Below are 25,707 nucleotides of genomic sequence, written 5' to 3'. Positions count from 1 at the left end.
ATCAGAGCATGTTGCCGGCTGCGAAAGCCTTGCGGATTTCTTCGCGCTCGGCGTCCGGAGCAGCAACCAGGCCGTACTCGGCGAGCGGGCTGTCCGGGCCGATCATCTGGTCGTTGATGAAGAACTCAACATATTCCTTGAGGCCCGGGATAACGCCAAGGTGTGCCTTCTTGACGTAGAAGAACAGCGGGCGGGAAACCGGATACTCGCCGGAAGCGATCGTTTCGGTCGACGGTACGATGCCGTTGACGGTCGCGACCTTCAGCTTGTCGGCGTTGTTTTCGTAGAAGGACAGGCCGAAGACACCGATGCCGTTCTTGTTGGCAGCGATACGGGCGAGCGTCTCGGTGTAGTCGCCGTCGATGTCGACAGCCATGCCGTCCTTGCGGACCGCGACGCACTTGCTGTGCTGCTGCTTTTCATCGGTAACGGCAGCCTTGATGACGTCAACGGCGCCGGCGTTCTTGCAGCCTGCAGCCAGGATCTTCTCTTCGAAGACTTCGCGGGTGCCGTGCTTTTCGCCCGGGATGAAGGCGGCGATTTCAACTTCCGGAAGGGCGGAGTTGACTTCCGACCACTTCTTGTAAGGGTTGGCAACGAGCTTGCCGTCGACGACGACTTCAGCAGCGAGAGCCTTGTAGAGGTCTTCCGGCTTCAGGGCGAGGTCGGCATTGCCGGCGTCGGTCGCGAAGACGATACCGTCATAGCCGATCTTGACTTCCTGGATTTCGGTCACGCCAGCGGCCTTGCAGGCCTCGACTTCGCTGTCCTTGATCTTGCGCGAGGAGTTCGCGACGTCGATGGTGTCCGGGCCGACGCCCTTGCAGAATTCCTTCAGGCCGGCCGAGGAGCCGCCAGATTCAACGACCGGGGTCTTGAAGTCGGGGAAGGTCTCGCCGAACGTCTCGGCTACGATCTTGGCGTAGGGAAGAACGGTCGAGGAGCCAGCGACCTGAACCTGGTCACGGGCGGCGGCTGCGCCGGCAAATGCGGCAGACGCTACCAGCGCCGCGACAGTGAGTTTAAGAGCTTTCATAAAAGTTCTCCCGGAATGGGCTTGTGTTGGTGTGCGCCAAGCGTTGCAGCGCTCTTCGCCGTCTTATCGGCTGCCCCTAGTTAGCTGCCGATGGCCACACCTTTTATGTCAGTTTGACGAAACATTTATGACAGCTCATGTCATTGAAAATGCTAAGGGAAAATGAACGGTCCCGGGTTTTCCCGCGCCAATATGTCAGAACCGGACCGTAAAAGTCGTACCTTTGCCGATCTCAGAATGGATCAGCAGCCGGGCACGGTGCCGGGTGAGGATGTGCTTGACGATGGCAAGGCCCAATCCAGTGCCCTTTTTCGAGCGGCTCGCCTCGACATTGACCCGATAAAAACGCTCGGTAATGCGCGGGACATGCTCGGCGGGGATGCCCGGCCCATAGTCCTTCACGATCACCTCGGCCTGCGTGCCTTCTTCGCCGCCACGCAAGGTTATGTCGACCTTCTTGCCCTCCTGGCCGTACTTGCAGGCATTCTCGATCAGGTTCTCGAAGACTTCGATGAGCTCGTCGCGATCGCCCTGTACGATGACGGGCTTGTCCGGCACCACGAGAGAGACCGTGACGTTCAGGTCCTTCGCCAGCGGCAGGAGGCTGTCGCGGACATGGCCGAGCAAGGGCGCAAGGTCCACCGGATCGTCCGGCGCGATATGCGAGCGCAGCTCCAGTCGCGAGAGCGACAGGAGGTCGTCGACGAGGCGGCTCATGCGCGTCACCTGCTCATGCATGATGCCGAAGAATTTTTCCTGCGCCTTCAAGTCGTTGCGCGCGGGGCCCTGGAGGGTCTCGATGAAACCGCGAAGCGATGCCAGCGGCGTGCGCAGCTCATGGCTGGCATTGGCCACGAAATCCGACCGCATGCGGTCGATGCGGCGCGCCTGCGAGATATCGCGAAAGGTGATCAGGAAGATGCGGGGCGTCCGCCCCTCGCCGCCGATTTCGGCGGGTGCCACGCGCACGACATAGACGGCATCCGACGGCAGCCGCTCGGTATGCTCGATCTGGTTGGCCTTGCCGGTCGCCATCGTCTCGCGGATCATGTCGAGAACACCGGGCGAACGCACCCGGGCGGCCAGGTAAGTGTTCGGCGGAATGGTGCCGAAGGCTTTCTCCGCGGCGATGTTCTGGAAAACCACCGTCTCATCGGCGGCGACGACCAACACCGGCATGTCGAGCGCATTCAGCGCCGGCACCAGCGGATCGCTGGTCGGGCCATCGACGGCCACAGCCTTGGCCGGGCTCAAGATCACCGAGGCCGGCGCACTGCGGTTGAGCAGCGCCGCAACCAGAACGATCCAGAAGGGAAGCACGATAAGGAAATGGATGCCGGCAAAGGTCGCAAGGATCGCCAAAAGCAGGGTGAGGCCCAGCAGCCAGCGCTCAGCCTTCAGCCGCGGCACCAGGTCCCGCCAGAACGCTTTCGAACCGTCCACCTCGACATCCTCATGAATCACTTTGTCTTCCTCCCGGACCAAAATGATCGAGGAATAGCGATCCTTCATGACATGATTTTCACGACCGGCTTGAATCCGCAATGCAATTGTGGCCTCCTCCAAGGAAATCGGGCCTTGAGCACCGCGACTTTTCGGCGCTGCTTGGAGCTGCAGAAGTTTGAAAACGCGCATGATCCTGCCGATGATCGAAGCCGGTTTTCGGGCCCGTGCGCCAAGCCGAAGGGGCGAGCATATGGCGTTAGCGGAGACGGCGGAAAAGGCGGAAAGCCGCGCAGTGGAGCTGCAGATCGACGGCAAGAGCCGCGTCTTCGACATCGACAATCCCGAGTTGCCGAAGTGGATCGACGACGCAGCGTTTGCGTCCGATGACTATCCCTACAAGAAGAAGCTCGACGAGGAAGAATATCTCGAGACGCTGGAGAAGCTTCAGATCGAGCTCGTCAAGGTTCAGCTCTGGCAGCAGAAAACCGGAAAACGCATCATCGCGCTGTTCGAGGGCCGCGACGCCGCCGGCAAGGGCGGCGCGATCCATGCGACCATGGGCAACCTGAACCCACGCTGGGCCCGCATCGTGGCGCTGACGAAGCCGACAGAGACTGAGCGCGGGCAATGGTATTTTCAGCGCTATGTCGCGACCATGCCGACGGCTGGGGAATTCGTGCTGTTCGACCGCTCCTGGTACAACCGCGCCGGCGTCGAGCCGGTCATGGGCTTCTGCACGCCCGAGCAGCACAAGCAGTTCCTGAAGCAGACGCCTCGCTTCGAAAAGATGATCGTGCACGAGGATATCCAGTTCTTCAAATTCTGGATCAACATCGGCCGCGAGATGCAGCTCAAGCGCTTCCACGATCGCTGCCACGATCCGCTGAAGATCTGGAAGCTGTCGCCGATGGACATCGCCGCCCTCAACAAGTGGGACGACTACACGGCAAAGCGCAACGAGATGCTGAAGGCAACACACACGGACCACGCACCCTGGACCGTGGTGCGCGGCAACGACAAGCGACGCGCGCGCCTCAATCTCATCCGCCACATGCTCTCCACGCTCGACTATGACGGCAAGGACAAGGGCGCGATCGGTGAGGTCGACGACAAGATTGTCGGGTCCGGCCCGGGCTTTCTGAAGTAGCGCCCATACGACAGCGGCCGAAGGCGACGGCCCCGCCAGAGGGCGGCCAACGCGGTCAATTGGGGTCAGAGGCTCGAGGACGAAGAGGCCTCGTGCGGGACTTATTGGCCCGGAAGGACGCGTATGGCGTAGAGGGTGAGGCCCTTGCCCTCGCCGCTGATATCGCTGTTGATCACGATCCGGCCGGCGGAGTTCGGTGCAAGGCTGCGATCGAAGGTGACCTTGAACAGCATGTCGAGCCGTTCGTCATGCACCGTGAAGCGATGACGGCCGCATTCGCCAAGCGAGGAGAAATTGCACTCGACGGCAAACTCGGTCGTCTTGCCTGGCTGGGCCTGCACCGTCAGCGCCATGGTCGAGGTTTTGCCGGACAGCTGCGCCAGGACCGTTGCCGGGATTTCGATGGTGATGTCGCCTTCCGTTTCGGCAACCGAGGAAGTCAACTGGATGCGCTTGCCACCGTCGTCATCCACCGGCTCGGCCTTGGCGCGTGAGCCCGCCACGACCGCGGCAGTGTTTTCAGGCGCAAAGACTTCCACCCAGTCACCGGTGAAGCCCTGCTGGGCGCCGAGCGTTTGCAGACCGGCAGCGCCGTCGAAATCTTCCGATGCCACCGATGCCGGCGGGTTGGCGACGTTGGTGTCGCGTTCGGCCGCGGATTTCAGAAGATCATTGGTCTGCACCCACCAGGCGGCAGCACCTGCGGCTGCGGCAAGGGTGACGACCACCATGGTGAAGGACAGGAAGCGGCTGCGCTTGCGGCGGCGCTTTCGATCGGTATCTCCACGAACCTCGGGCGCGGCGGCGGCTTCCGCGCTCTTTGCAGCAGTATCCGCTGCCGCACGCGTCGAGACGACCGGGCCAACACGGTCGGCACGAAGGCCGCCGAGACCGCCGTCATTCGCCGCGGGACGGGACGCATCGGCAGCAAAGCCAGGCTCGCGGCGGTCCGCCGCCGGCGACTGCGCTTGGGCCTGAGGCCGGGATTGCGCTTGGGATTGCGGCTCGATACGCGCCTGCTCAGGGCCACGTGCGCGGACGTTATCATCGACACTGACGACGGGAGGTGTGGCAACTGGAGGCGCCGGTTGCCGCGCCCTGAGGGCGGCACGCTCCTCCGTTTCGATCGCATGGATCACCGCCTCCAGCCGATGGCGCTGCTGGGCGATGACGTTGCCGTCCTCAATTCCCTGTTTCTGCAGCCCGGCTTCCAGCGCCTGGCGGGCCGACTGGTAGATGCGCGCGCGCGTTTCCGCGCTGGCGCGGTCGGAGCGCTCAAGCGCATTTCTGATCGCAGTCTCAAGTCCGCTCACATCAAGTCCTCTGTGTAGGCAGGGCTTTGGGCCTGCCGGCGCGCTCTAGCTGATCGGTACCCCTCGATCTTTCTCCAAGGGCCTAACGGTTAAATCTGGAGGCACGCCGTTGGTTTTGTTAACAATTGCGTAACCGCTGCTTTCGGAATCCGCAAGTCCGGCGGCCCGGTCGACCGGCCAAGCCCGGGGAAAACGCGACAACTTCGCAGGCACAATGCAGGATAAGCCGGCGTCGCCGGCGCGAAAACCACCTCTTTGCAAGCGATGAACTTGCTGCTATCTGTTTTGACGTTTACGCAAACGTCAAAGTTCAATGCGCCAATCGAGGGATGGAGAAACCGATGCCGCTTCCGCCAATTCTTTCCGGAACGACGAGACTGCCGGTCGTCGGCGCGCCCCTGTTCATCATCTCCAATCCCCAGTTGACGATTGCACAGTGCAAGGCCGGCGTGATCGGCGCCTTCCCAGCACTCAATGCTCGTCCGCATTCGCAGCTCGACGAATGGCTTGCCGAGATCACCGAGACGCTCGCCGATCACGACGCCAAGAACCCGGGCCGGCGCGCCGCGCCCTTCGCCGTCAACCAGATCGTGCACAAGTCCAACGCGCGCCTCGAACAGGACCTGATGCTCTGCATCAAATACAAGGTTCCGGTGGTCATTTCCTCGCTTGGCGCCGTGCCCGAGGTCAACGCCGCGATCCATTCCTACGGCGGCATCGTGCTGCATGACATCATCAACAACCGCCACGCCAATTCGGCGATCCGCAAGGGCGCCGATGGCCTGATCGCCGTTGCTGCCGGCGCTGGCGGTCATGCCGGCACGCTTTCGCCGTTTGCGCTCATCCAGGAAATCCGCTCCTGGTTCGATGGCCCGCTGCTTCTTTCCGGCGCGATCGCCACCGGCGGCGCCATCCTGGCCGCCCAGGCGATGGGTGCCGACATGGCCTATATCGGCTCGCCGTTCATCGCGACGGAAGAGGCGCGCGCCACCGACGCCTACAAGCAGATGATCGTCGACAGCAACGCTGCCGACATCGTCTATTCCAATTATTTCACCGGCATTCACGGCAACTACCTGAAGCCCTCGATCGCTGCTGCCGGCATGGATCCGGACAATCTGCCGGAAGCAGATCCGTCGAAGATGGACTTTGGCGCCGCAACCGACAGCGCCAAGGCCTGGAAGGACATCTGGGGCTGCGGCCAGGGCATCGGCGCGGTCAGGGAAGTGACCTCCGTCGCCCGTCTCGTCGACCGGCTCGAGCGCGAATACGATGCGGCACGTACCCGCCTTGGCCTGAACGCCATGCCCGTCGCGGCCACCAACAAGGAATTTTCAAGTTCTCGAAACTGATGGCTTGAAATCTTGGCGCTTTGCGTTTATCAGCGCCTCACATTCGTTCCGCGGTCTTCCGCGGAACCGCCTCCGGGCCGCTTTAGCTCAGTCGGTAGAGCACATCATTCGTAATGATGGGGTCACGTGTTCGAGTCACGTAAGCGGCACCATTCTTCTCCGGAAATCAAATCGAACTCCATTCAGCAGCCTGGTGCGGTGGCTCCCAAGTCTGCGTTTCGGCGCTTTCGCTTGCGGCAAGGCGACCGTTTGCAGGTCGCGACGGAGAACGGCGCTATGCCGCGTGGATCTTCCAACCATTAGCCAGGTCCGACATGGCTCCAGGCGCACACACGCCGCCCAACCAAATTTCCAAACCCTTGGCGCTCGGCAATTGGCGCTTTTCCGGGAACCATGGCCGCTTTGTATCCACGGCAATAAGCACCCCTTCATCATTCCCTATGGCGGCAAAGCCGGGAGAGGCCGGTCCGAGCGTTGCGACCCCGAACGTCCGGGCGGCCTCGGCAACGACACTCCCGACGTCTTCGGTCGGAAGTCCGACCTCGCTGAGGCAGGATAAATCAGCGCCGCTGAACGGCCGCTTTCCAGTCGGGCGGATTAGCCTCCGGCGGCCGATCAATTCCAGCACCGAGCTATCGGGACCATCGAAGTAGATGGATTTTGACTGCCAATGCCCCTCAAGAACGAAGCACTCTCCGCTATCCGGTTCCCGTTGGAGAGGCGTACGTTCCTTCAGCCATTCTATTGCGGCATCGAACCGATCATAGGGCACATTGAAAGCCAGGTGCACGCCGTGTGGTGCATCTCCAACGGCCGAGACCAGCCGGATTTCGCTCCATCCCACTTGGATGGAATTCCCGGCTGTCGGCAGTTTCAGCACATCGCGAAAGAAGGCTACGCTCTTCGAGACATCCGATGCAGGGAGTGTCAGTTTATTTATGCGCATGAAATCCGATCCCGACGACGCAATTAGCTTTTCGAGCTCCTTGTTACGACCTCAACATAAGTTGAGGTCAAGAAGCTCGCGATACCAATTCACCGCTGCCGGCGCCGTGTGCGCAAATGCCGGCCGTCGCCAACTGTCCTCCGGGCACGATGGCCGCGAGGGGCACTGGCACCGGCCGCGCATCAGCTTGGTCGGGATTATTGCGCCACTTTGACGCCCGGCGGCTGCCAGGTGCCCTGGCCCGCCGGCAAGATCGAAGGTGGCGTAGGCTTCGGCCAATATAGGCGCATCACGAGATAGATTTTGTCGTCCGGCGCCGGAAGCCAATTGGACTCCTTGTCCGCACCGGGGCTGTCTTTTTGGATGTACAGCGTCAGCGAGCCGTCCGCCCCCTTTTTCATCGCCGGCAACATCGGAGAGTTGATGAGGTAGCGATTGATCGGATTCTTGACCAAGAGCTGGCTCTTGCCGTCGTACATCGTAACGGACCAAAACGCATTCACTGGCGGCAACTGATCGGGTGCGAAGGTGATCGTGTAGTTATGCTTGCTGGCGTCGAGCGGCTCACCGGTAGCGTCCGTTCGGGTATAGGGGTACATGGCTTCTACGGCATCGTTGCCATAGAGGCCGCCCTTGGCGGCGCCTGCCCGCATCAACCAATCGCCGTTGTAGAAGGCCTCGTCGCCAAAGAACGAGCCGATGTTCCAGCCGTTGATGTCCTTGTTTCCGCTGGCCAGCCATTTGTCGACTTTGTCATTTCCTTGCTTCATGGCCACCAGGAATTCGGCTCTATGTTCGAGCGATAGATCCTTGAACTCGAAGGTCTTGCCGGGACCGATGCCAATCTTGGCAAGTTTCGCACGAACCTCCTTGTCCCTTGCCGTCTCAGGGACGAACTGCAGGGCCGCGTCGAGATACTGGAAGAAGTTATCCTTGATCCCGGCAGTGGTGGCAGGAAGGAACTCGATCTTGGGCGCGGCAAGCGGGGCGGGTTGTCGAAGGAAAGCGGAAAGCGGCTGCGCCTTGTAGCCGGCCTGAATTTTCTCGACGTTCGGCATGTCGTCAGGGTGGAAGAGCTGGGTACGGAAAGCCGCGAACGTGAACGGCGTCGTCGATCGGAAGACCTGCTTGATTCCGGGGGGCGTTTCCCCTTTCCAGTCGGGGCCGACCACCAGATAGTTGCCCGGCTCAGTCCCCGTGGCGCGCGTGCCGATGTAGCCGAAATTGTAGGTGTTGCCGTCGATCAGTTGGACCGAGTAGTAGCGGTCCTTTTCGACCGTCGGCACAGAGATGACCATCGGTTCGGCGCGCAAATCCAGCCAGAGAATCGAGTAAGGAGTGTCGCTGTTCGGCGTGATGATTGCCGTGTCCGCCGGGGTGGCGACATGGTGCATGTTGTAAATTTCGTTGAACGGTGCCTTGAACTGCCCCGAGTTTCGGTCTACGGCATACTCCTGCATGACCGCATAGTTCATCACGAGCGGCAGGCCATAGATGAAGCCTTCCTCGGCAATGTCCTTGGCCTCGATGATGCCGGGATAGCTCTGCGCCATCAGCAGGCTTGGCCTCGCAATCGCAGCGCTAGCGGCGATCACCGCGGTGGATCGAAGTAGATCTCTCTTCGTCAACATTTACCGTACTCCTCCATTATTCGATGAGTTATCGAAACGACGAGAGCTGTGGGGCAGCTCAGGAACCCTGGACGCAATTGTGCAGTTCGTTGGCTGTTGGTGAGGTATTCGCGAGAGCTGTGCAGGCTGCAGTCGGGATCGCACCGACGCGCAATCCGGCGGGTGCTAATACAGAAATGCCCGCCGGTAGCCGCGCCTGGCCACGCCTGCATAAGAGAGCGGCGTCAACGGCATGCCGATGATGTCGATGAACACAGAGACCTCGGAGCCCTTCTCCGGCATTTCGCCACCAACCACCTTGACCGTGTAAGTCAAGTTATTGTCGTTCAGCTCCGGATTCTCCAGGACGACGACAACCTGTCGGAGCTTGTTCCCTTCGAGGATCGACAGGTCGGCATTCGGCGGATCGGAAAGGAAGCTGTCCTTGCCCTTGCTCCAGAACGGCAAGAAAGCGGTCGTGGCCATGTTCCCGGCAATGCGCTCCGGACGGTCAGAGAAAAACAACGTGGCGCCGCCAATACCTTCGAGCGTCAGCTTGCTCGTCGCCTTGTCGAATTTCATAGCGCTTGCGGTTTGAACGAACAGGAAGTCGGCCGCTTCATCGGTCGCCTGCGCCAGTCGCGGCATGAACGGCACTGTCGTCGCCGCGACAGCTGTGGCTGCTAGCAGTAGGTTCCGTCTGGTTGTCATAGTCGTACCCCTCCCATAGGTCGCAAGACGTTCAGATCTCTACTTGTGCTACTCACACGTTTTACGGCACTAAACAGTATTCGCAATACAAAACCACTCATTTTGCGCCACGGCTGTCTTATTTCTGGAGTGTTGCACGCATGGCTGAGATCCCGGTCATCTCCAACCGCATCCTGTCTGGTATGCCGGCCTTCATACGCCGTGAAATGGGGCAAAAGGCGCTGCTGCAGGCCAATCGTGCTATCGGGTTCGATCTCGAACTGACCGAGGGAGAGAACTGCTTCATCCCGCACGCGGCGGTAATCGGCTTCGTCGAGGCGGCCGCGCGGACAGCCGGTGAGGCCAACTTCGGAATTCTGATCACGCCGATGATGAACATCGCCAACTATGGCAGCTTCGGACACTACGTGCTTGGCGCCGACTCCTTGGGGCAGGCCATCGAGCGCAGCATTGCTGGCCTTCGTTTTCACAGTACGGTTGATAGGATGTCAGTCGCAGTGGTTGGCGACGAGGTACGGTACAGCTATGCGTTCGCTTTGGCCGGCCACTCTGGATATGCCAGTATTGTCTGTGCCGCCGCGGGCGTCCTGCTCAGCCTCTTCAAGCCTTATCTGCCCTCTGACTGGCGACCGCTGCGCGTCGAGCTTGACACCGACAGACCGCGCCAGACGGGCATTTTTGAAGACGTCTTCCAGTGTCCGGTTCTCTTCAACGCACCCGCGACAAGCATCGTCATGGATCGCCATCATCTTTCCGCTGCTCCAAGGGCCGCTTCGTGGCCAATTGTCACCATCGAGGATGTGGCGCGAGACCGGCAAGGCGGCGCTCCACGGGATCTGCTCGAGGTCATCGTGGAGCAGGTGCGGGTCCAAGTTCTCACCGGCAGCGTGTCGATCGATAGCGCCGCGCAAACATTGGACACCAGCGTCCGGACGCTGCAACGTGAACTGAATCGGGCTGGCACCGATTTTCGCGGGTTGGCGGGCGCCGCAAGGGTTCAGCGAGCCATTGAGCTGCTGCTGCATACGAACGGCTCGATCACGCGCGTCTCGGCGGAGTTAGGGTATTCGTCCCCAGCCAATTTTGCCCGGGCATTCCGAAAGGCAACCGGCAACGGACCGCGGGAATTTCGCTCGAATATCTCGCCTTGAAGGTACGGCCGTTGGCCGTTCAGCAGCGTGAACGGCTGCCAAGGTGAGAAGTATTTGGTCAGTCTTGCTCCATGGGAACTCGGTCCATTCGTATCTGCCGCAACAGGTTTCGTCCCGCGATCAGCAATTCAAACAGGAATGCGACAAGTGATCCAATGAGCGAGACTATGGCACCACCGAAAAACCAGAAGAGATTCTCCTGGCGCAGCCCGATGGCAAGAGCGCCAGCAAGGAGATTTAGGATTGCGCCGCCCGTGCAAATGCCGGCCATCTTCCACCGGCATGCCTCCCGGGCCGACGGGCATGCATCCCGTGCCCGATTTCATGACGCGCCTCAGCCGCCTGCAGGCCGTGACGATCGTTTCCATTCGCGGGCGGGCAAGCGGCATCGGCAGCGAACTGGCGCTTGCGGCCGACATGCGTTTCGCCAGCCGCGAGAAAGCGGTACTATCGCAGTTCGAAGTCGGTGCCGGCTGCGTCCCGGGCGGCGGGCCGATGGCCTACCTGCCTCGCCTCGTCGGCCGCGGCCGAGCGATCGAAATTCTGATCGGCGCGGATGATTTCAACGGTGAACTGGCCGAACGCTACGGCTACGTGAACAGAGCACTACCGGACGCGGAACTGATGCCTTTGTCGATGCCCTGGCGAAACGCATCGCCCCGTTCGATCAATATGCCATTGTCGAGACCAAGAAGCTGATTGACAGCGCCAGCCTGCCACCGCAGGCGGAAATGCAACCCGGGTGGGATGCGTTCATCACTTCGGTCCAGCGCCCAGCGGCGCAATCCCGCGTCAAGGCTTTGGTCGAGCAGGGACTGCAGCAACCCGGCGACATTGAAAGGAACCTCGGCCACTACACCGCGAAGTACCGCGAGTAGCCGGTGCCATGCCAATCGGCGGCTCAACGGGAGCCGCCGCGTCAAAGGGAGCGAAAGATGAAGATACTGATGGTTCTGACCTCACATGACCAGCTTGGCAATACCGGCAAACCGACCGGTTTCTGGCTCGAGGAATTCGCTGCGCCCTATTACGTTTTCCGGGATGCGGGCGTCGACATTACCCTGGCCTCGCCCAAGGGTGGGCAGCCGCCGATCGACCCGAAAAGCGACGATCCGGGCAACCAGACCGAAGCGATGGCCCGCTTCAAGGACGATCCCGCCGCGCAACGGGTCCTCGCCAACACCCACCGGCTTGCCGACGTCAAGGCCGATGATTTCGACGCGGTGTTCTATCCGGGCGGTCACGGACCGATGTGGGACCTCGCCAACGACGTGAACTCGATCGCGCTGATCGAGAGCTTCTACAATGCCGGCAAGCCGGTCGCTGCCGTCTGCCATGGGCCGGGGGTGCTCCGCAAGGTAACCTATCAGGGTGAGCCTATCGTCAAGGGAAAGCGCGTCACCGGCTTCACCAACTCGGAGGAGGAAGCCGTGCAACTGACGGATGTCGTCCCCTTCCTCGTCGAAGACGAATTGAAGCGTCTCGGCGGTCGCTTCGAGAAGGCAGCCGATTGGGCGGATTTCACGGTCGTCGATGGCCGTCTCGTCACCGGACAGAATCCGGCGTCCTCGACCTCCGGCGCCAAGGAATTGCTGAAGCTTCTGCGGTGAATGCGAGGTGGCGGCCGGCATTTCAGCCGGCCGCTACATTCACAACGGGACATCAAACCCAGACCAACCTGCCGTTTCAGCCGTCACTTCAGGTTGCCGTCGCCACTGCGATCCGCAGTCTTGAAGTCGGCCATCACCCTGTCCAGAAACTCCTTCTGGGTGACCTTGCCGTCGCTGTTGGCGTCGGTGGCAGCAAACTGCTGAGCGTTCAGCGCCTGCTTCGTCTCGTCGGGGCTGAGACTTCCGTCCTTGTTCTTGTCGAGGTTGGCAAAGGCGGCCGTCATGAAGCTCTCGTATTCGGAACGTTCGACCGCGCCGTCCTTGTTGCTGTCGAGCGCACTCATCTGGCCCTGGTTCATCGTTGCAGCCTGCTGCGCGACAGCGAGACCAGCCGGGTAGAACACAAGGACGCTGAAAAGAACGAGCTTTCTCATCCCTCAACCTTCCGCGATCAATAGTAGCGGCACGTCAGCGCATTGCCGGCTGCAGCGCCAAGTGTCGCACCACCGCCAACCGCCCAGAGCTGACCAGTACCAGAGCCGATCGTCGAGCCGATCAGGCCGCCGACGATTGCGCCACCCACCGTTCCGGCAATGCAGCCGAATTCGTTGCCCGTCGGGCCGCTCTTCGACACGTAGGCAGATTGGCACCCGGACAAGGCTAGGGCGCCGGCAAGAATGATAGTTACGGTCTGTTTGCTCATTTTATCCTCCAATATGGCCGTCTGTTTGGAATAGAGATCGGGCGGAGGCGCCATTGAGTGGCGTCGGATGTAAATAAGCTTCCGAGTATGCTCCCAGGATAAGGGAGGCTCTTCTGTTTTTTCTGAAGCAGCTCACCAATAAAACACATAGTCCGGAGACAAGGGCCCCAAACTTGACGGGCGAATACTACCCTTTGCCGCCGGCAATGACAATGTTCCGCGTAGTATTAGCTTTCCCGCCGCAATAACCCACAGCCTTGGCCAGGGACGTGCGCCGACGGACGAAAAATCCCCTCGCCCTAGATTTATTTGGGTCTCCCGCGAGATATCATCGTTTGTGGCCTAGCGGCGAGCGGGCTAGGTCTGGCTTGCCCGGCACGGGCCTCTTGCTTTCACCTCGCGTATCCACCGCACGGACGAAACGCACATTCAGCGGAACCGACCCGATTATCCGCTGCTGTTTCGGGCAGATGCCCGATCCGGCCAAACCATGGGCATCCCCGCCTTGCAAGAAAGAGCAGACCGAATGGATAGAATGACGACAATCAAATTAGGGCTTACTACTGCAATCCTCTTTTCACTCACCGCGACCGTCTTTGCCGCGGACGGCGAGCAGGCCCGAATTGCCGCCACCGTGGACAAGGCAATCCGACCGATCATGGGCGAATACAAGGTGCCGGGCATGGCGATCGCGGTCACCGTTGACGGCCAGCACTACTTCGTCAACTACGGCGTCGCCTCCAAGGAAACGAAGGCGCCCGTCACCGAAAACACACTGTTCGAGCTGGGCTCGATCAGCAAGACCTTTGCCGGCACGCTCGCATCCTATGCGCAGGTGCTCGGCAAGCTGTCCTTCGACGACCATCCCGGCAAATACATGCCAGATCTCAGCGGCAGCGCGATCGACAAGGCGACCCTGCTCAATCTCGCCACCTATACCGCCGGCGGCCTGCCGTTGCAGTTCCCCGACGAGGTCAAGAGCAACGCTGACATGCTGACTTACTTCAGCAACTGGAAACCGGGCGCCGAACCAGGCAAGGAGCGTCGCTACTCCAACCCGAGCATCGGCCTCTTCGGCCATGCCGCGGGCCTGGCGATGGGCAGCAATTTCGCCACGGCGCTCGAGACCGAGTTGTTTCCGAAGCTCGGCCTCAAGCACAGCTATGTCACCGTGCCCAGAAGCGCGATGGGCAGCTACGCCTGGGGCTACGGCAAGGCAGACAAGCCGATCCGGGTCAACCCGGGCATGTTCGACGCCGAGGCCTACGGCGTGAAATCCTCCGCGGCAGACATGATCCGCTTCGTCGAAGCCAATATCCAGCCGGAGCAGTTCGACGGCCCCGTTCGCAAGGCCCTAGAGGGAACGCATATCGGCTACTTCGATACCGGCAAGATGATCCAGAGCCTCGGCTGGGAGCAGTATCCCTACCCGGTTTCGCTGGAGCGGCTGCTCGACGGCAACTCCGGGACGATGGCCATGGAAGCCAATCCGGCTACGGCATTGAACCCTCCGAAGCGGCCCGATGGCGCGACGCTTTACAACAAGACCGGATCCACCAGCGGCTTCGGCGGCTATGTCGCCTTCGTTCCGGAAAAGAAGATCGGTGTCGTCATGCTGGCGAACCGGAACTTCCCGAATCCGGAGCGCATCAAGGCAGTGCATGCAATTCTGAAGACGCTGGCAACTGCGGCGGAATAGGCGGCCAAGCGTCCATCAAAGGCACCCTCCCCGTGTTGCGGCAGCCCGCAGCACGGGAGAACCTGCGCTCATCAACAACCCAACGGCGAAACCGCAATCCCCAGCCGCTTGCACATTAGCGCCGAGTGTTGTCATCTTCGTTTCGCGAAAGCGCGATCAGATGCGGCCAAGTTCAGGCGTATATGGGGATGCCGATGTTCGAGCGGGTGGGGTTTCAGGGTTCGCTGCAGCACGGATGTGCAAGAGGAGGGCGGACAACCTTCGTCCTGGCGGCTTTGGCATTGCTTGCCGGATGCGGTGGTCATGCCAAGGGCGTGATGGCACCTGTCGCGGTCACCGCTCCCACCCCCGGTACATCGACCGTAGACATGCTTGTCGCAACCACGCGCCAACCGTCCGGCGATCCGGCGACGCTGTTTTCCGGCGAGCGAGACGCCAATACCTTCCTCACCGACGTCGCGGTCTCGATCCCGCCGGACACGGTGCGGAAATCTGGCACCGTGCAATGGCCGCGCAAGCTGCCCCCGGATCCCGCCAAGGAATTCGCCGTCACGCGTGTGCGTGAGCTCCAGACACTCGATGAAGCCAAGTCCTGGTTTCTACAACACGACGTCGGCGGCCACGCCTTCGTCTTCGTCCACGGCTTCAACAACCGCTACGAGGATTCCGTCTACCGCCTTGCCCAGATCGTCCACGACTCGGAGGTCCAGGCAACGCCAGTCCTGTTTACCTGGCCGTCCCGTGCCAATGTGTTCGACTACAATTACGACAAGGAAAGCACGAACTATTCGCGCACGGCACTCGAAGACATTCTGAAAAAGCTCTCGGACGCGCCGAAGGTGAAGGACATCACCATCCTCGCCCATTCGATGGGGACCTGGCTGACGATGGAATCGCTCCGGCAGATGGCCATCCGCGACGGCAACGTGCCGTCGAAGATCGAGAACGTCATTCTCGCCTCGCCGGATATCGATCTCGACGTCTTTGCCAAGCAATTCGTCGAGATGGGCAAGAAGCGGCCGAAGTTCACGATCTTCGTTTCGCAGGACGATCGTGCGCTGGCACTTTCGAGTTTCATTTCCGGTGACGTATCTCGCCTTGGCGCGATCGACCCATCGGCGGAGCCCTACCGTACCCAGCTGGAAAGGGCCGGCATCACCGCCATCGACCTGACCAAGGTCAAGACGGAGGACGGCCTGCATCACGGCAAGTTCGCAGAAAGCCCGCAGATCGTTCAGCTCATCGGCACGCGGCTTGCCACGGGGCAGACGCTCACCGACTCCGACATCTCGGTCGGAACCGGCATTGCCGCGGTTGTTGCCGGCACGGCGAGAAATGTCGGCAATGTCGCTGCGGTCACCGTCTCGGCGCCGGTATCGATCCTCGAAAATCCGCAGCCGACGAAGAAGAAGAGGGTGGTCGTCGGAGATACGCTGTCAAGCGACACGCCGCAGCCCGTGAAGATCAAGTGACGGATCAGCGGCTGCCGCTCTTTGACGGCAGCCCGCCATCAACCGTCGTCGCCGACGAAGCGGTAGCCGACGCCCGGCTCCGTGCGGATGATCTTCGGGTCGGCCGGGTCACGCTCGATCTTGCCGCGCAACTGACCGATGAAGACTCTGAGATAGTGCAGGTCCTCGCCATGCGCGACGCCCCAGACCGAGGTCAGCAGCGTCTTGTGGGTGACGACACGGCCGGCATGGTGCGCCAGCATCACCAAGAGATCATATTCCTTCGGCGTCAGCCGCACCGGCTCGCCATCCTTCGTCACCACGCGCTTGATGGTGTCGATCGATACGCCATCGGCAGAAAGCTGCGTCTGGCCGCCCTCCATCTGGATGCGGTGACGCAGTGCCGTGCGGATGCGGGCGGTCAGCTCGCCGATGCCGAAGGGTTTTTCAATGTAATCGTCGGCGCCAAGGTCGAGCGCGGCGATCTTTTCGCTTTCACGGTCGCGGGCTGACAGGATGATGATCGGCACCTGGGACCAGCCACGCAGGTTTGCGATGACCTCCTTGCCGTCCATATCGGGCAGGCCGAGATCGAGGATGACGAGGTCCGGCGCCGTCGTTGCGGCCGCCTTCAATGCCTCGGCACCGGTCATGGCCTCCAGCACGTCATAGCCGGCAGCGCTCAATGCGGGCTTCAGGAAACGCTGGATCTGCGGTTCGTCGTCGACAACGAGGATACGCTCCACGCTCATGCACTGTCCTTTTCGGAGATTTCGGCCTTGGCGGCAGGAAAGCGCATGGAAATGCGCGTGCCGCGGCGGCGAAGCGCCGGGCTTTCCGCTTTGATCTGCCCGCCCATGGCCTCGACGAAGCCCTTGGCGATCGACAGCCCAAGGCCTGTCCCTGGCGTACGGCCATCCGCCTTGCCGCGGCGGAAGAATTTCTCGAAGACCTGCTCGAGATCCTTCGGCGCAATGCCCCTGCCGAGGTCGGTCACCGACAGCACGATCTCGTTGCCGTCCGAGCGGGCATAGATGCTGATCGGCTCGTCGCCGCCGTATTTGTTGGCGTTGTCGAGCAGGTTGAAAAGCACCTGCCCGAGAAGCACGCTGTCGCCGCGCATCAAAGGCAGGTCCGGCGCGATGCTGGTTTCGATCTCGCGCTCGGGAAAGTACTTGCGGGCACGATCGACGGACGCCCGCACTGCGTCGGCGACGTCGACCCAGTCGCGCTTGGCGTTGACGGTGCCCGCTTCGATGCGGGTCATGTCGAGCAGGTTGGCAACGAAGCGCGTCAGGCGCGCTCCCTCCTCCTCGATCGACTGCAGCAGGTCATCGCGGCTTTCCGGCGGCATGCGGTCGCCGAGTTGGCGCAGGCTGGTGACCGCGCCGGTGATGGTCGCAAGCGGCGTCCGGAGGTCATGGGAGATCGACGACAGGAGGGCCGCACGAAAGCGCTCGCCTTCGAGCTTCGCCGCCTGGTCCAGGCTTTCGCGCGACAGACGCGCCCGGTCGACAGCGATCGCGGTCTGGTCGAGGATCGCCGCCAGCGCGCGCTCCTCGTTGATTTCAAGCGGCTTATCCGCCTGAACGAAGCCGCAGACGCCGACGACACCGTGCGGGCTGGTCAGAGGGCGGAAATGAAACGGGCTGTTGGGCAGGGTGCCCGTACCATTGCCGGCCGGCTCCCTTTTGTCCATCGCCCAGCGCGCCGCCATGATATCGGTGACATCGAGCTCGGTATCCGGCGGCCAGGCAGCCTTCAATTGCAGGTCGCCCTCCTCCGGCAGCAACAGCGCCGAGCTGCGCCTGAGTGTGGTCTGCATCTGCGTCACCGCCGCCCAAAGCACGTCGTCGGCCTTGGCGGTGCCGGAAAGCTTGCGGGAGAAATCGTAGAGCGCCTGGGTCGCTGCGGCGCGCCGGCGGGCGGTCTTCGCCTGTTCGCGCACCCGCGATGCGAGGCTGCCGGCAAGGGCAGCGGCGACCAGGAAGATGACCAGTGCAAAAACCTCGTGCGGCTCGGCAATGGTGAAGGTACCGGTGGGCTTGATGAAGAAGAAGTTGTAGGCGAGCACCGAAAACAGCGAGGCGGCGATCGCCGAGATGTGGCCGGCATAGGTCGCCGAAGCGAGCACTGCTAGCAGATAAAGCAGCGAAATGTTGGGCAGGACGACGAAGTGGCCGAGCAAAAGGCCGACTGCCGTCGACACAGCCACTGACCCGGCGGCGATGCCAACGGCGCGCGCGGTTCCGGGCGGCAGCGTCCTCTTCGCAGCGGACCGTCGCTTGGTTGGCACCGTCTCACGATCGGTGACGAGATGAATGCCGACGCCGGACACGCGCTCGGCCAAGGCGTCGGGAAGCGACTGGCGGAACAGCCGCATCGGAAAGGACTGGCGGCGCGCGCCGATGACGATCTGCGTCGCATGTTCGCGACGCGCAAGCTTCAAGATCTCCTCGACGAAGTCGTTGCCGATGATGCGGCGCGTCTCGGCGCCAAGCTGTTCGGCAAGACGAAAGGTCTCGTCGAGCCGGCGCACATCCTCACCATCGCCGCTCTCACGGTCGGCGCGCTCAATGAAGACGACAATCCAGGGAGCGTTCAATCCCTCTGCCAGCCGGCTTGCGGTGCGGACCACCTTCTCGGAAAGCGCATCGGACCCGATGCAGACGAGCAGGCGCTCGCCGCTCGCCCAAACGCCTTCGATCGCATTCTGCTTGAGGTAGTCGACCATCTGGTCGTCGACCCGGTCGGCCGTGCGCCTGAGCGCCAGTTCGCGCAGTGCCGTCAAGTTGCCGAGGCGAAAGAAGCGATTGACAGCACGCTTGGCGCTGTCGGGCAGATAGACCTTGCCTTCCTTTAGCCGCTCGATCAGTTCGGCCGGCGGCAGATCGACGAGCAGCACCTCGTCGGCGCGCTTCAGCACCGTATCCGGCACCCGCTCGCGCACCGGTACCCCGGCGATCTGCGCGACGATGTCCGAAAGGCTTTCGAGGTGCTGGATATTGAGCGCCGTCCAGACATCGATGCCCGCAGCGATCAGTTCCTCGATGTCCTGATAGCGCTTCGGATGCCGGCATTCAGCCGGGTTGCTGTGAGCGAGTTCGTCAACGACGATGATCTTGGGACGTCGGGCAAGGGCCGCATCCAGGTCGAACTCGGACAGCACGCGGCCGCGATGGTTCACATCGCGGCGCGGCAAGATTTCCAGATCCTCAATGAGCGCGGCGGTCTCGCTGCGCCCATGGGTTTCGACAAGCCCGATGACGATATCGACGCCGTCCTGCTTGAGCCGGCGGGCCCGCGTCAGCATCGCATAGGTTTTGCCGACGCCGGGGGCTGCGCCGAGGAAAACTGTCAGCTTTCCTCGGCGATCCTGCGCGGCAAGGGCAAGCAGTGCGTCTGGGTCCGGGCGACTTTTGGCGTCGCGTTCACTGTCGGGCATTCATCGTCTCAGGCGTGAGATATCAGGTTCGGGCGCATCAAGGGCCAGATTGAGTTCTAGCACATTGACGCGCGGCTCGCCTACGACCCCGAGCAGACGGCCTTCCGTTGCCTTGTCAACCAGCGCGGTAACATCGGCTTCGGTGAGACCGCGCGCCTTGGCAATGCGGGCCACCTGCGCCTGGGCAAAAGCCGGCGTGATATGCGGATCGAGGCCGGAGCCTGACGTCGTCACCGCGTCGGCGGGAATTTCGCCGGCAAGGCCGGCGGTCTTCAGTCGCTCGACGTCGGCGGCGACGCGATCCTTCAGCTTGACCGAGGTCGTGCCAAGGTTGGAGCCACTCGAGGCGCCGGCATTGTAGGCTTCCGGTCCGGTCGCCGATGGGCGCGGCCAGAAATACTTGTCGGAAGTGAAGTTCTGACCGATCAGCTCGGAACCGATCAGGGCACCGTCCTTCTCGATGAGGCTGCCGTTTGCCTGTGCCGGCATCAGCACCTGCGACATGCCGGTGATGGCGAAGGGATAGGCAAGCCCGGTGATGAGCGTCAGGAGCAATGTCATCACGATGGCAGGGCGAAGTTGGTTCAGCATGGTTACACCAGATTGAGTGCGTTGACGGCGAGATCGACGAGCTTGATACCTGCGAAGGGCAACAGGATGCCGCCGAGACCGTAGACGAGGAGGTTGCGGCGCAAGAGCGCTGCGGCACCGACTGGCCGATACTTGACACCCTTCAGCGCTAGCGGGATCAGCGCGACGATGATCAGCGCGTTGAAGATGACCGCCGAGAGTATCGCCGATTGCGGCGAGCCGAGGTTCATGACGTTGAGTGCGGCGAGCGCCGGATAGGTGGTGATGAACAGCGCCGGGATGATGGCGAAGTACTTCGCCACGTCGTTGGCGATCGAAAAGGTCGTCAGCGAACCGCGGGTCATCAGGAGCTGCTTGCCGATTTCGACGATCTCGATGAGCTTCGTCGGGCTGGAATCGAGGTCCACCATGTTGGCGGCCTCGCGAGCGGCCTGCGTGCCGGTCTGCATGGCAACGCCGACGTCGGCCTGGGCAAGCGCCGGCGCGTCGTTGGTGCCGTCACCGCACATCGCGATGAGGCGGCCGCCGTGCTGTTCCTTGCGGATATAAGCAAGCTTGTCCTCTGGCGTTGCTTCGGCGAGGAAGTCGTCAACACCGGCTTCGGAGGCGATCGCCGCGGCGGTCACCGGGTTGTCGCCGGTCACCATGACGGTGCGGATGCCCATGGCACGAAGGGCGGCGAAACGCTCCTTGATGCCCGGCTTGACGACGTCCTTCAGATGGATGACGCCGAGCAGGCGCGGACCGTCGGCAACGGCAAGCGGCGTGCCGCCGGTGCGCGCCACCTGGTCGACGGCGCGGCGGAATTCGTTCGGCACGTTTTCGTCGCGGATGCCGGTGAACTTCAGGATCGAGTCGACGGCGCCCTTGCGCAGCCGGCGGCCGCCAAAGTCGACGCCCGAGAGCCTCGTTTCCGCGGCAAAGGGAATGACAGCGTCGATCCGGGTCGCACCAGCCGGGCTTGTGCCACCGCCAACGGCAAGCGCGACGACTTCACCCTTTCCGGACGCGGGAAGCGAAACGGCAGGCGCCTGGCGGCCGAATTCACCCGTCGCAAGCGCTGCAATCGAACGCCCCTCGGGCGTTTCGTCCGCAAGGCTCGCAAGCAGCGCTGCGTCGGCAAGCTCTGCCTCGGTGACACCCGGCACCGGCATGAAGTCGGCGGCCATGCGGTTGCCAAAGGTGATCGTACCCGTCTTGTCGAGCAGCAGCGTATCGACGTCGCCGGCGGCTTCAACTGCACGGCCAGAGGTGGCGATGACGTTGAAGCGGACCAGACGGTCCATGCCGGCGATGCCGATCGCCGAGAGCAGCCCACCGATGGTGGTCGGGATCAGCGTGACGAGCAGCGCAGACAGCACGGTAACCGACAGCAGAGTGCCGGAATAGCCGGCGAGCCCCCAGAGTGTGACGACGGCCACGAGGAAGATCAGCGTCAGGCCCGAGAGCAGGATCGACAGCGCGATCTCGTTCGGGGTCTTCTGGCGCTGTGCACCCTCGATCAGCGCAATCATGCGGTCGACGAAGGTATTGCCGGGCGCAACGCCGATACGGACCTTGATCCAGTCGGAAAGCACCTGCGTGCCGCCGGTGACGGCCGAACGGTCGCCGCCGGATTCACGAATGACAGGAGCCGATTCACCGGTAATCGCGCTTTCGTTGACGGAAGCGACACCCTCGACGACGTCGCCGTCACCGGGGATCAGTTCCCCGGCTTCGACCAGCACGACGTCGCCGACCTTCAGCGAGGTCGCCGGGATCGTCTGGGTTTCGCGACCCTCGGCCGATACGAGCTTGCGTGCCGTCAGTTCGGATTTGGTGCGCCGCAGACTGTCGGCCTGAGCCTTGCCGCGGCCTTCTGCGACAGCCTCGGCAAAGGTGGCGAAGAGCACGGTGAACCACAGCCAGGCGGCGATCTGCCCGGAGAAGAGCGGGCTTCCGGTGCCGGTCATAAGATCGCGGACAAAGAGGCCAGTGACCACGGCCGCAACCACTTCGGTGACGAAAATCACCGGGTTGCGCACGAGTTGGCGTGGATCGAGCTTGACGAAGGCCGCCTTGACAGCCGGCAGGAGGATTGCCGGATCCAGCAGACTTGGAGCAACTGGTTTGGAAGACATGTGTCGAATTCCTTTAGAAGGTCTGGCCGGCAAGCATGGAAAAATGCTCGACGATGGGACCGAGAGCGAGCGCCGGGAAGAACTGCAGCCCGCCGAGAATGAGGATGATGCCAACGAGCAGGCCGACGAAGAGCGGCGTGTCGGTCGGGAAGGTGCCCTTGGAGGCCGGTACACGGGTCTTGACCGCGATCGAGCCGGCGATCGCCATGACGGGCACCGCATAGGCAAAGCGACCGAGCAGCATGGCGAGACCAAGCGTGGTGTTGTACCAGGGCGTATTGCCGGTAAGGCCACCAAAGGCCGAGCCGTTGTTGCCGGCAGCCGAAGTGAAGGCATAGAGGATTTCCGACAGGCCGTGCGGGCCTGCGGTACCGATGCTTGCGACGGCAAAAGGCAGCATGGCGGAGACGGCGGCAAAGCCGAGGATCGTCACCGGCAGGATGAGGACCGCGAACATCGCGTATTTCATCTCGCGAGATTCGATCTTCTTGCCGAGCAGTTCCGGCGTGCGGCCAACCATCAGGCCGGCGACGAAGACGGCGAGGATGGCAAAGACGACCATGCCGTAGAGACCGGACCCAACGCCACCAGGCAGAACTTCGCCGAGCTGCATCAGGAACATCGGTACAAGACCGCCGATACCGGTGAGCGAGCCGTGCATCCCGTTGACGCCGCCATCCGACAGGCCGGTGGTGACCGCGGCATAGAGCGCCGTCATCGCCTGGCCGAAACGGACTTCCTTGCCTTCCATGTTGCCCTGGGCAGCATCGAGACCGAGTGTCGTCAGGATCGGGTTGCCCTGCGCTTCCGCCCAGTAGACCACCGCGACGCCCGATATCAAAAGGATGCCGGTAACGGCGATGAAGGCCCAGCCCTGGCGACGGTTACCGACCATCTGGCCGAAGGTGTAGACGAGGGCGGCCGAGATCGACAGCATCGCGAAGATGTTGAGGTAATTGGAGAGGGCCGTCGGGTTTTCGAACGGGTGGGCGGCGTTGACGTTGAAGAAGCCGCCACCATTGGTGCCGAGCTGCTTGATCGCCTCCTGGCTCGCGACCGGGCCGAGCGAGATCGTCTGCTTGGCGCCTTCGAGCGTCGTTGCGGTGAGGTCCGCGTGGAAGGTCTGCGGCAGGCCGGTCCAGACCATGGCAAGCGCCATGACGACGGCGATCGGCAACAGCACGTAGAGGGTCGAACGGGTGAGATCGACCCAGAAATTGCCGACGGTTGAGGCGTTCGAGCGGGCAAAGGCGCGGGTCACGGCGAGCGCCATGGCGATGCCGGTCGCCGCCGACACGAAGTTATGCACCGTCAGCCCCGCCATCTGGCTGAAATGGCTGAGCGTGGTTTCGCCGCCGTAGTTCTGCCAGTTGGTGTTGGTGACGAAGCTGACAGCCGTGTTGAAGGCGAGATCGGATGGCATGCCGGCAAAACCCTGCGGGTTCATCGGCAGGTAAGCCTGCAGCCGCAGAATCGCATAGAGAGAAACGAAGCCTGCAAGGCTGAAGGCGAGCATCGACATCGCGTAGGCGAGCCAGCCCTGCTCCTTGTTCGGATCGACGCCGGCGGCGAGATAAAGACCGCGCTCGACAGGACCGAGGACAGGTGAAAAGACGTTGCGTTCACCGGAGAAGACCCGCGCCATGTAAAGCCCCAGCGGCTTGATGACGATCAGGACGGCGATGAAGAGGAGGCTGATCTGCAGCCACCCGATGATAGACATGAGATTTCTCCGCGAAGGGCGTCAGAATCGTTCGGGGCGAACGAGGGTGACGACGAGATAGGCCGCAAGGGCGACGGCGACTGCGAGACCAATCAGGGCTTCGAACATGACGCCCTCCTCAAAGACGGCTCAGCGCGCGCGCATAAAGCGCAAACACGACAAAGCCGCCGATGCCGGCGGCAAGGAAAAGAACATCGGACATGCAAAAATACTCCGGACTATTGAAGTCCGGATCTTGCGTCCGCTCAGGGTCAATTATCGATTGCGATGGTTGGGAGGGGGTGTAAGGAAAAGATAAAGACGCCCGCCGACGACATTCCGAGAGAGGCGGAAAGCGCAGATACGAGGCATCGGATCATCTCGCGTTTCCAATGAAACAGGGAGACGGTCTCACCGGCCGCGCCCAGGCAACCGGCGGCTCAGCCATTGGTGACTCAGCCCTTGATGATGTGGTTGACGGTCGTGTCGGTGGGGGTGGGGGTGGTGACTTCACGCATCCACTCGCGCCAGATGGCAACCAGCAGCGCCATCAGCACCGGGCCGACGAAGAGGCCGAGGAAACCCATGGTCTTCACGCCGCCGACGAGGCCGAAGAAGGTCGGCAGGAAGGGAAGCTTGATCGGCCCGCCGACGAGGCGCGGACGCAGCGTCTTGTCGACGATGAAGAGTTCGGTCGTGCCCCAGGCAAACAGCGCGATGCCGTGAACCGGCGAACCGCTGGCGACGAGATAGACCGAGACCAGCGAGAAGCACAGCGGCGCACCACCAGGAACAAGCGCCATCAGGCCGGTGATGATGCCGAGCGTGACCGGCGACGGAACGCCGGCGAGCCAGTAGGCGACGCCGAGAACTATGCCTTCTCCGATGGCGATGATGCCCATGCCGGTGACTGTGGAGCTGATCGTCATTGGCACGACGCGCGACAAGCGCTCCCAGCGCATCGGGAAGATGCGTTCGCCGAGACGGTCGAGCTGGCCGGAGAAGGACTGGCCATCACGATAGACGAAGAACAGCGTGATCAGCATGAAGAGCAGCGTCAGGAAGGCGTGAAAGGTCGACGCGCCGACGACGAGGACGCCGCGGTAGATGTTGCCGATGTTGGAGCCGCTGACCAACTGGACCAGTTCCCCGAGCGCACCCGGATGACCGACATGCTTGACCCATTGTTCGCCAAGCCAAACGCCGGCAATCGGAATGCTGGTCAGCCAGGCGGGAACCACGGCACCGTTGGCATTGGTCTCGACGGCCCAGACGACCCAGTCGCGCACTTCGTCCACCGCATAGACGGCAGCAAGAGAAATCGGCACGACGATGAAGGAGATGACGCAGACGATGGCGATGGTGGCCGCAAGCGTGCGGTTGCCGTTCACGGCGGCAAGCAGCCGGCGATAGATCGGCCAGCTGGCAAAGCCGATGACGACGGCGGCCAGAACCGGGACGAGGAAACCGTGGAAAAAGTAAACGCCGGCAAGAAGAACGAAGACCAGCATCCAGCGGGCAGCCGTCATCGGTCCAACGAGGGCATGGCGCGAAATCGCGGTGTGCCCGAGAAGCCGTGGCTCCACGGCGAAGTTTTCTCGTTCGCGATTGCCCAATTGCACCAATGATCCTCCGTCTTTCGACGAGCTTACAACAATCCAGAGGCCTTGCCAG

Annotated in this window: 21 protein-coding genes, 1 tRNA gene and 2 pseudogenes; 8 read left to right on the top strand and 16 right to left on the bottom strand. The window is 62.1% G+C overall.

Features of this window, described 5'->3' with window-relative positions:
* Position 1: 1 nt before the first annotated feature.
* On the bottom strand, positions 2-1,036 hold the full coding sequence (locus ASE60_RS02285) for a substrate-binding domain-containing protein (RefSeq protein ID WP_057248097.1): 1,035 nt from the start codon (positions 1,034-1,036) through the stop codon (positions 2-4).
* Positions 1,037-1,231: 195 nt separating this feature from the next.
* Positions 1,232-2,500, bottom strand: coding sequence for a phosphate regulon sensor histidine kinase PhoR (phoR, locus tag ASE60_RS02280; RefSeq protein WP_057248261.1), 1,269 nt, complete (start codon positions 2,498-2,500; stop codon positions 1,232-1,234).
* Positions 2,501-2,732: 232 nt separating this feature from the next.
* On the opposite strand from phoR, the gene ppk2 reads away from it, so the two are divergent.
* Positions 2,733-3,629: a polyphosphate kinase 2 gene (gene ppk2, locus ASE60_RS02275; protein ID WP_057248260.1), complete on the top strand. Its 897-nt coding sequence runs from the start codon at positions 2,733-2,735 to the stop codon at positions 3,627-3,629.
* Between the two features lie 101 nt (positions 3,630-3,730).
* On the opposite strand, the gene ASE60_RS02270 is transcribed toward ppk2, so the two are convergent.
* Positions 3,731-4,942: a hypothetical protein gene (locus tag ASE60_RS02270; RefSeq protein WP_057248096.1), complete on the bottom strand. Its 1,212-nt coding sequence runs from the start codon at positions 4,940-4,942 to the stop codon at positions 3,731-3,733.
* A 341-nt stretch (positions 4,943-5,283) separates the two neighbouring features.
* Between ASE60_RS02270 and ASE60_RS02265 the strand changes: the two genes are divergently transcribed.
* Positions 5,284-6,294, top strand: coding sequence for a nitronate monooxygenase family protein (locus ASE60_RS02265; protein WP_057248095.1), 1,011 nt, complete (start codon positions 5,284-5,286; stop codon positions 6,292-6,294).
* A gap of 76 nt (positions 6,295-6,370) precedes the next feature.
* Positions 6,371-6,446 (top strand) — tRNA-Thr (locus ASE60_RS02260).
* 122 nt (positions 6,447-6,568) lie between these two features.
* On the opposite strand, the gene ASE60_RS02255 is transcribed toward ASE60_RS02260, so the two are convergent.
* The 3 genes from ASE60_RS02255 to ASE60_RS02245 form a co-directional block, all read right to left on the bottom strand.
* Positions 6,569-7,240: a hypothetical protein gene (locus tag ASE60_RS02255; RefSeq protein WP_057248094.1), complete on the bottom strand. Its 672-nt coding sequence runs from the start codon at positions 7,238-7,240 to the stop codon at positions 6,569-6,571.
* A 197-nt stretch (positions 7,241-7,437) separates the two neighbouring features.
* Entirely contained in the window at positions 7,438-8,871 is a 1,434-nt protein-coding gene (locus tag ASE60_RS02250) for a DUF1254 domain-containing protein (RefSeq protein WP_057248093.1), read from the bottom strand.
* 165 nt (positions 8,872-9,036) lie between these two features.
* Positions 9,037-9,498, bottom strand: coding sequence for a hypothetical protein (locus ASE60_RS02245; RefSeq protein WP_057248259.1), 462 nt, complete (start codon positions 9,496-9,498; stop codon positions 9,037-9,039).
* Between the two features lie 203 nt (positions 9,499-9,701).
* Here ASE60_RS02245 and ASE60_RS02240 point away from each other — a divergent pair, with 203 nt between their 5' ends.
* The gene (locus ASE60_RS02240) at positions 9,702-10,712 is read left to right on the top strand and encodes an AraC family transcriptional regulator (RefSeq protein WP_057248092.1); all 1,011 of its coding nucleotides are present in this window, start codon (positions 9,702-9,704) and stop codon (positions 10,710-10,712) included.
* A 58-nt stretch (positions 10,713-10,770) separates the two neighbouring features.
* Here ASE60_RS02240 and ASE60_RS36150 read toward each other — a convergent pair.
* Positions 10,771-10,983 (bottom strand): annotated as a pseudogene (locus ASE60_RS36150) (DUF2721 domain-containing protein); the annotation flags it as partial.
* A 2-nt stretch (positions 10,984-10,985) separates the two neighbouring features.
* Here ASE60_RS36150 and ASE60_RS02230 point away from each other — a divergent pair.
* Together ASE60_RS02230 and ASE60_RS02225 are read left to right on the top strand one after the other, a co-directional pair.
* A pseudogene (locus ASE60_RS02230) lies at positions 10,986-11,590 on the top strand (enoyl-CoA hydratase/isomerase family protein); the annotation flags it as partial.
* Positions 11,591-11,647: 57 nt separating this feature from the next.
* On the top strand, positions 11,648-12,322 hold the full coding sequence (locus tag ASE60_RS02225; RefSeq protein ID WP_057248091.1) for a type 1 glutamine amidotransferase domain-containing protein: 675 nt from the start codon (positions 11,648-11,650) through the stop codon (positions 12,320-12,322).
* 83 nt (positions 12,323-12,405) lie between these two features.
* Here the strand turns inward: ASE60_RS02225 and ASE60_RS02220 are convergent, their stop codons facing one another.
* Both ASE60_RS02220 and ASE60_RS02215 read right to left on the bottom strand, forming a co-directional pair.
* Positions 12,406-12,756 carry an EF-hand domain-containing protein gene (locus ASE60_RS02220; RefSeq protein WP_057248090.1) on the bottom strand — a complete coding sequence of 117 codons (351 nt, stop codon included), beginning with the start codon at positions 12,754-12,756 and terminating at the stop codon, positions 12,406-12,408.
* A 17-nt stretch (positions 12,757-12,773) separates the two neighbouring features.
* On the bottom strand, positions 12,774-13,025 hold the full coding sequence (locus ASE60_RS02215; RefSeq protein ID WP_057248089.1) for a glycine zipper 2TM domain-containing protein: 252 nt from the start codon (positions 13,023-13,025) through the stop codon (positions 12,774-12,776).
* A gap of 535 nt (positions 13,026-13,560) precedes the next feature.
* On the opposite strand from ASE60_RS02215, the gene ampC reads away from it, so the two are divergent.
* On the top strand, positions 13,561-14,724 hold the full coding sequence (ampC, locus tag ASE60_RS02210) for a class C beta-lactamase (protein ID WP_200964154.1): 1,164 nt from the start codon (positions 13,561-13,563) through the stop codon (positions 14,722-14,724).
* A gap of 194 nt (positions 14,725-14,918) precedes the next feature.
* Complete coding sequence (locus tag ASE60_RS02205; protein WP_082615711.1) at positions 14,919-16,196, top strand: alpha/beta hydrolase; 1,278 nt, start codon at positions 14,919-14,921, stop codon at positions 16,194-16,196.
* 38 nt (positions 16,197-16,234) lie between these two features.
* Here the strand turns inward: ASE60_RS02205 and ASE60_RS02200 are convergent, their stop codons facing one another.
* The 7 genes from ASE60_RS02200 to ASE60_RS02165 all read right to left on the bottom strand — a co-directional run bounded on the left by ASE60_RS02200 (position 16,235) and on the right by ASE60_RS02165 (position 25,655).
* Entirely contained in the window at positions 16,235-16,927 is a 693-nt protein-coding gene (locus ASE60_RS02200; protein WP_057248087.1) for a response regulator, read from the bottom strand.
* Entirely contained in the window at positions 16,924-19,620 is a 2,697-nt protein-coding gene (locus ASE60_RS02195) for a sensor histidine kinase KdpD (RefSeq protein WP_057248086.1), read from the bottom strand. Before ASE60_RS02195 ends, ASE60_RS02200 begins: the two co-directional genes overlap by 4 nt.
* Positions 19,621-20,211: a potassium-transporting ATPase subunit KdpC gene (gene kdpC, locus ASE60_RS02190; protein WP_057248085.1), complete on the bottom strand. Its 591-nt coding sequence runs from the start codon at positions 20,209-20,211 to the stop codon at positions 19,621-19,623.
* Positions 20,212-20,213: 2 nt separating this feature from the next.
* Positions 20,214-22,331, bottom strand: coding sequence for a potassium-transporting ATPase subunit KdpB (kdpB, locus tag ASE60_RS02185; RefSeq protein ID WP_057248084.1), 2,118 nt, complete (start codon positions 22,329-22,331; stop codon positions 20,214-20,216).
* Positions 22,332-22,344: 13 nt separating this feature from the next.
* A complete protein-coding gene (gene kdpA / locus ASE60_RS02180) occupies positions 22,345-24,054 on the bottom strand; it encodes a potassium-transporting ATPase subunit KdpA (protein WP_057248083.1) in 1,710 nt (569 codons plus the stop codon).
* A gap of 21 nt (positions 24,055-24,075) precedes the next feature.
* Entirely contained in the window at positions 24,076-24,162 is an 87-nt protein-coding gene (gene kdpF / locus ASE60_RS02175) for a K(+)-transporting ATPase subunit F (protein WP_057248082.1), read from the bottom strand.
* A gap of 326 nt (positions 24,163-24,488) precedes the next feature.
* Positions 24,489-25,655, bottom strand: coding sequence for an AI-2E family transporter (locus ASE60_RS02165; RefSeq protein ID WP_057248257.1), 1,167 nt, complete (start codon positions 25,653-25,655; stop codon positions 24,489-24,491).
* Between the last annotated feature and the right edge of the window lie 52 nt (positions 25,656-25,707).

It is taken from the genome of Ensifer sp. Root278 (assembly GCF_001429285.1).
GTDB lineage: Bacteria > Pseudomonadota > Alphaproteobacteria > Rhizobiales > Rhizobiaceae > Ensifer.
Note: the sequence above shows the minus strand (reverse complement) of the source record. Positions and strands in the feature narration are given on the sequence as shown.

Bases quoted from the DNA above. Each gene is read 5' to 3' on its own strand.
- kdpF (WP_057248082.1), bottom strand. From the start codon at position 24,162: ATGTTCGAAGCCCTGATTGGTCTCGCAGTCGCCGTCGCCCTTGCGGCC.
- ASE60_RS02265 (WP_057248095.1), top strand. From the start codon at position 5,284: ATGCCGCTTCCGCCAATTCTTTCCGGAACGACGAGACTGCCGGTCGTC.
- ASE60_RS02200 (WP_057248087.1), bottom strand. From the start codon at position 16,927: ATGAGCGTGGAGCGTATCCTCGTTGTCGACGACGAACCGCAGATCCAG.
- ASE60_RS02215 (WP_057248089.1), bottom strand. From the start codon at position 13,025: ATGAGCAAACAGACCGTAACTATCATTCTTGCCGGCGCCCTAGCCTTG.
- ASE60_RS02205 (WP_082615711.1), top strand. From the start codon at position 14,919: ATGTTCGAGCGGGTGGGGTTTCAGGGTTCGCTGCAGCACGGATGTGCA.
- ASE60_RS02195 (WP_057248086.1), bottom strand. From the start codon at position 19,620: ATGCCCGACAGTGAACGCGACGCCAAAAGTCGCCCGGACCCAGACGCA.
- kdpA (WP_057248083.1), bottom strand. From the start codon at position 24,054: ATGTCTATCATCGGGTGGCTGCAGATCAGCCTCCTCTTCATCGCCGTC.
- kdpB (WP_057248084.1), bottom strand. From the start codon at position 22,331: ATGTCTTCCAAACCAGTTGCTCCAAGTCTGCTGGATCCGGCAATCCTC.
- ASE60_RS02255 (WP_057248094.1), bottom strand. From the start codon at position 7,240: ATGCGCATAAATAAACTGACACTCCCTGCATCGGATGTCTCGAAGAGC.
- ASE60_RS02285 (WP_057248097.1), bottom strand. From the start codon at position 1,036: ATGAAAGCTCTTAAACTCACTGTCGCGGCGCTGGTAGCGTCTGCCGCA.
- ASE60_RS02240 (WP_057248092.1), top strand. From the start codon at position 9,702: ATGGCTGAGATCCCGGTCATCTCCAACCGCATCCTGTCTGGTATGCCG.
- ASE60_RS02225 (WP_057248091.1), top strand. From the start codon at position 11,648: ATGAAGATACTGATGGTTCTGACCTCACATGACCAGCTTGGCAATACC.
- ppk2 (WP_057248260.1), top strand. From the start codon at position 2,733: ATGGCGTTAGCGGAGACGGCGGAAAAGGCGGAAAGCCGCGCAGTGGAG.
- ampC (WP_200964154.1), top strand. From the start codon at position 13,561: ATGACGACAATCAAATTAGGGCTTACTACTGCAATCCTCTTTTCACTC.
- kdpC (WP_057248085.1), bottom strand. From the start codon at position 20,211: ATGCTGAACCAACTTCGCCCTGCCATCGTGATGACATTGCTCCTGACG.
- ASE60_RS02250 (WP_057248093.1), bottom strand. From the start codon at position 8,871: ATGTTGACGAAGAGAGATCTACTTCGATCCACCGCGGTGATCGCCGCT.
- ASE60_RS02245 (WP_057248259.1), bottom strand. From the start codon at position 9,498: ATGCCGCGACTGGCGCAGGCGACCGATGAAGCGGCCGACTTCCTGTTC.
- ASE60_RS02220 (WP_057248090.1), bottom strand. From the start codon at position 12,756: ATGAGAAAGCTCGTTCTTTTCAGCGTCCTTGTGTTCTACCCGGCTGGT.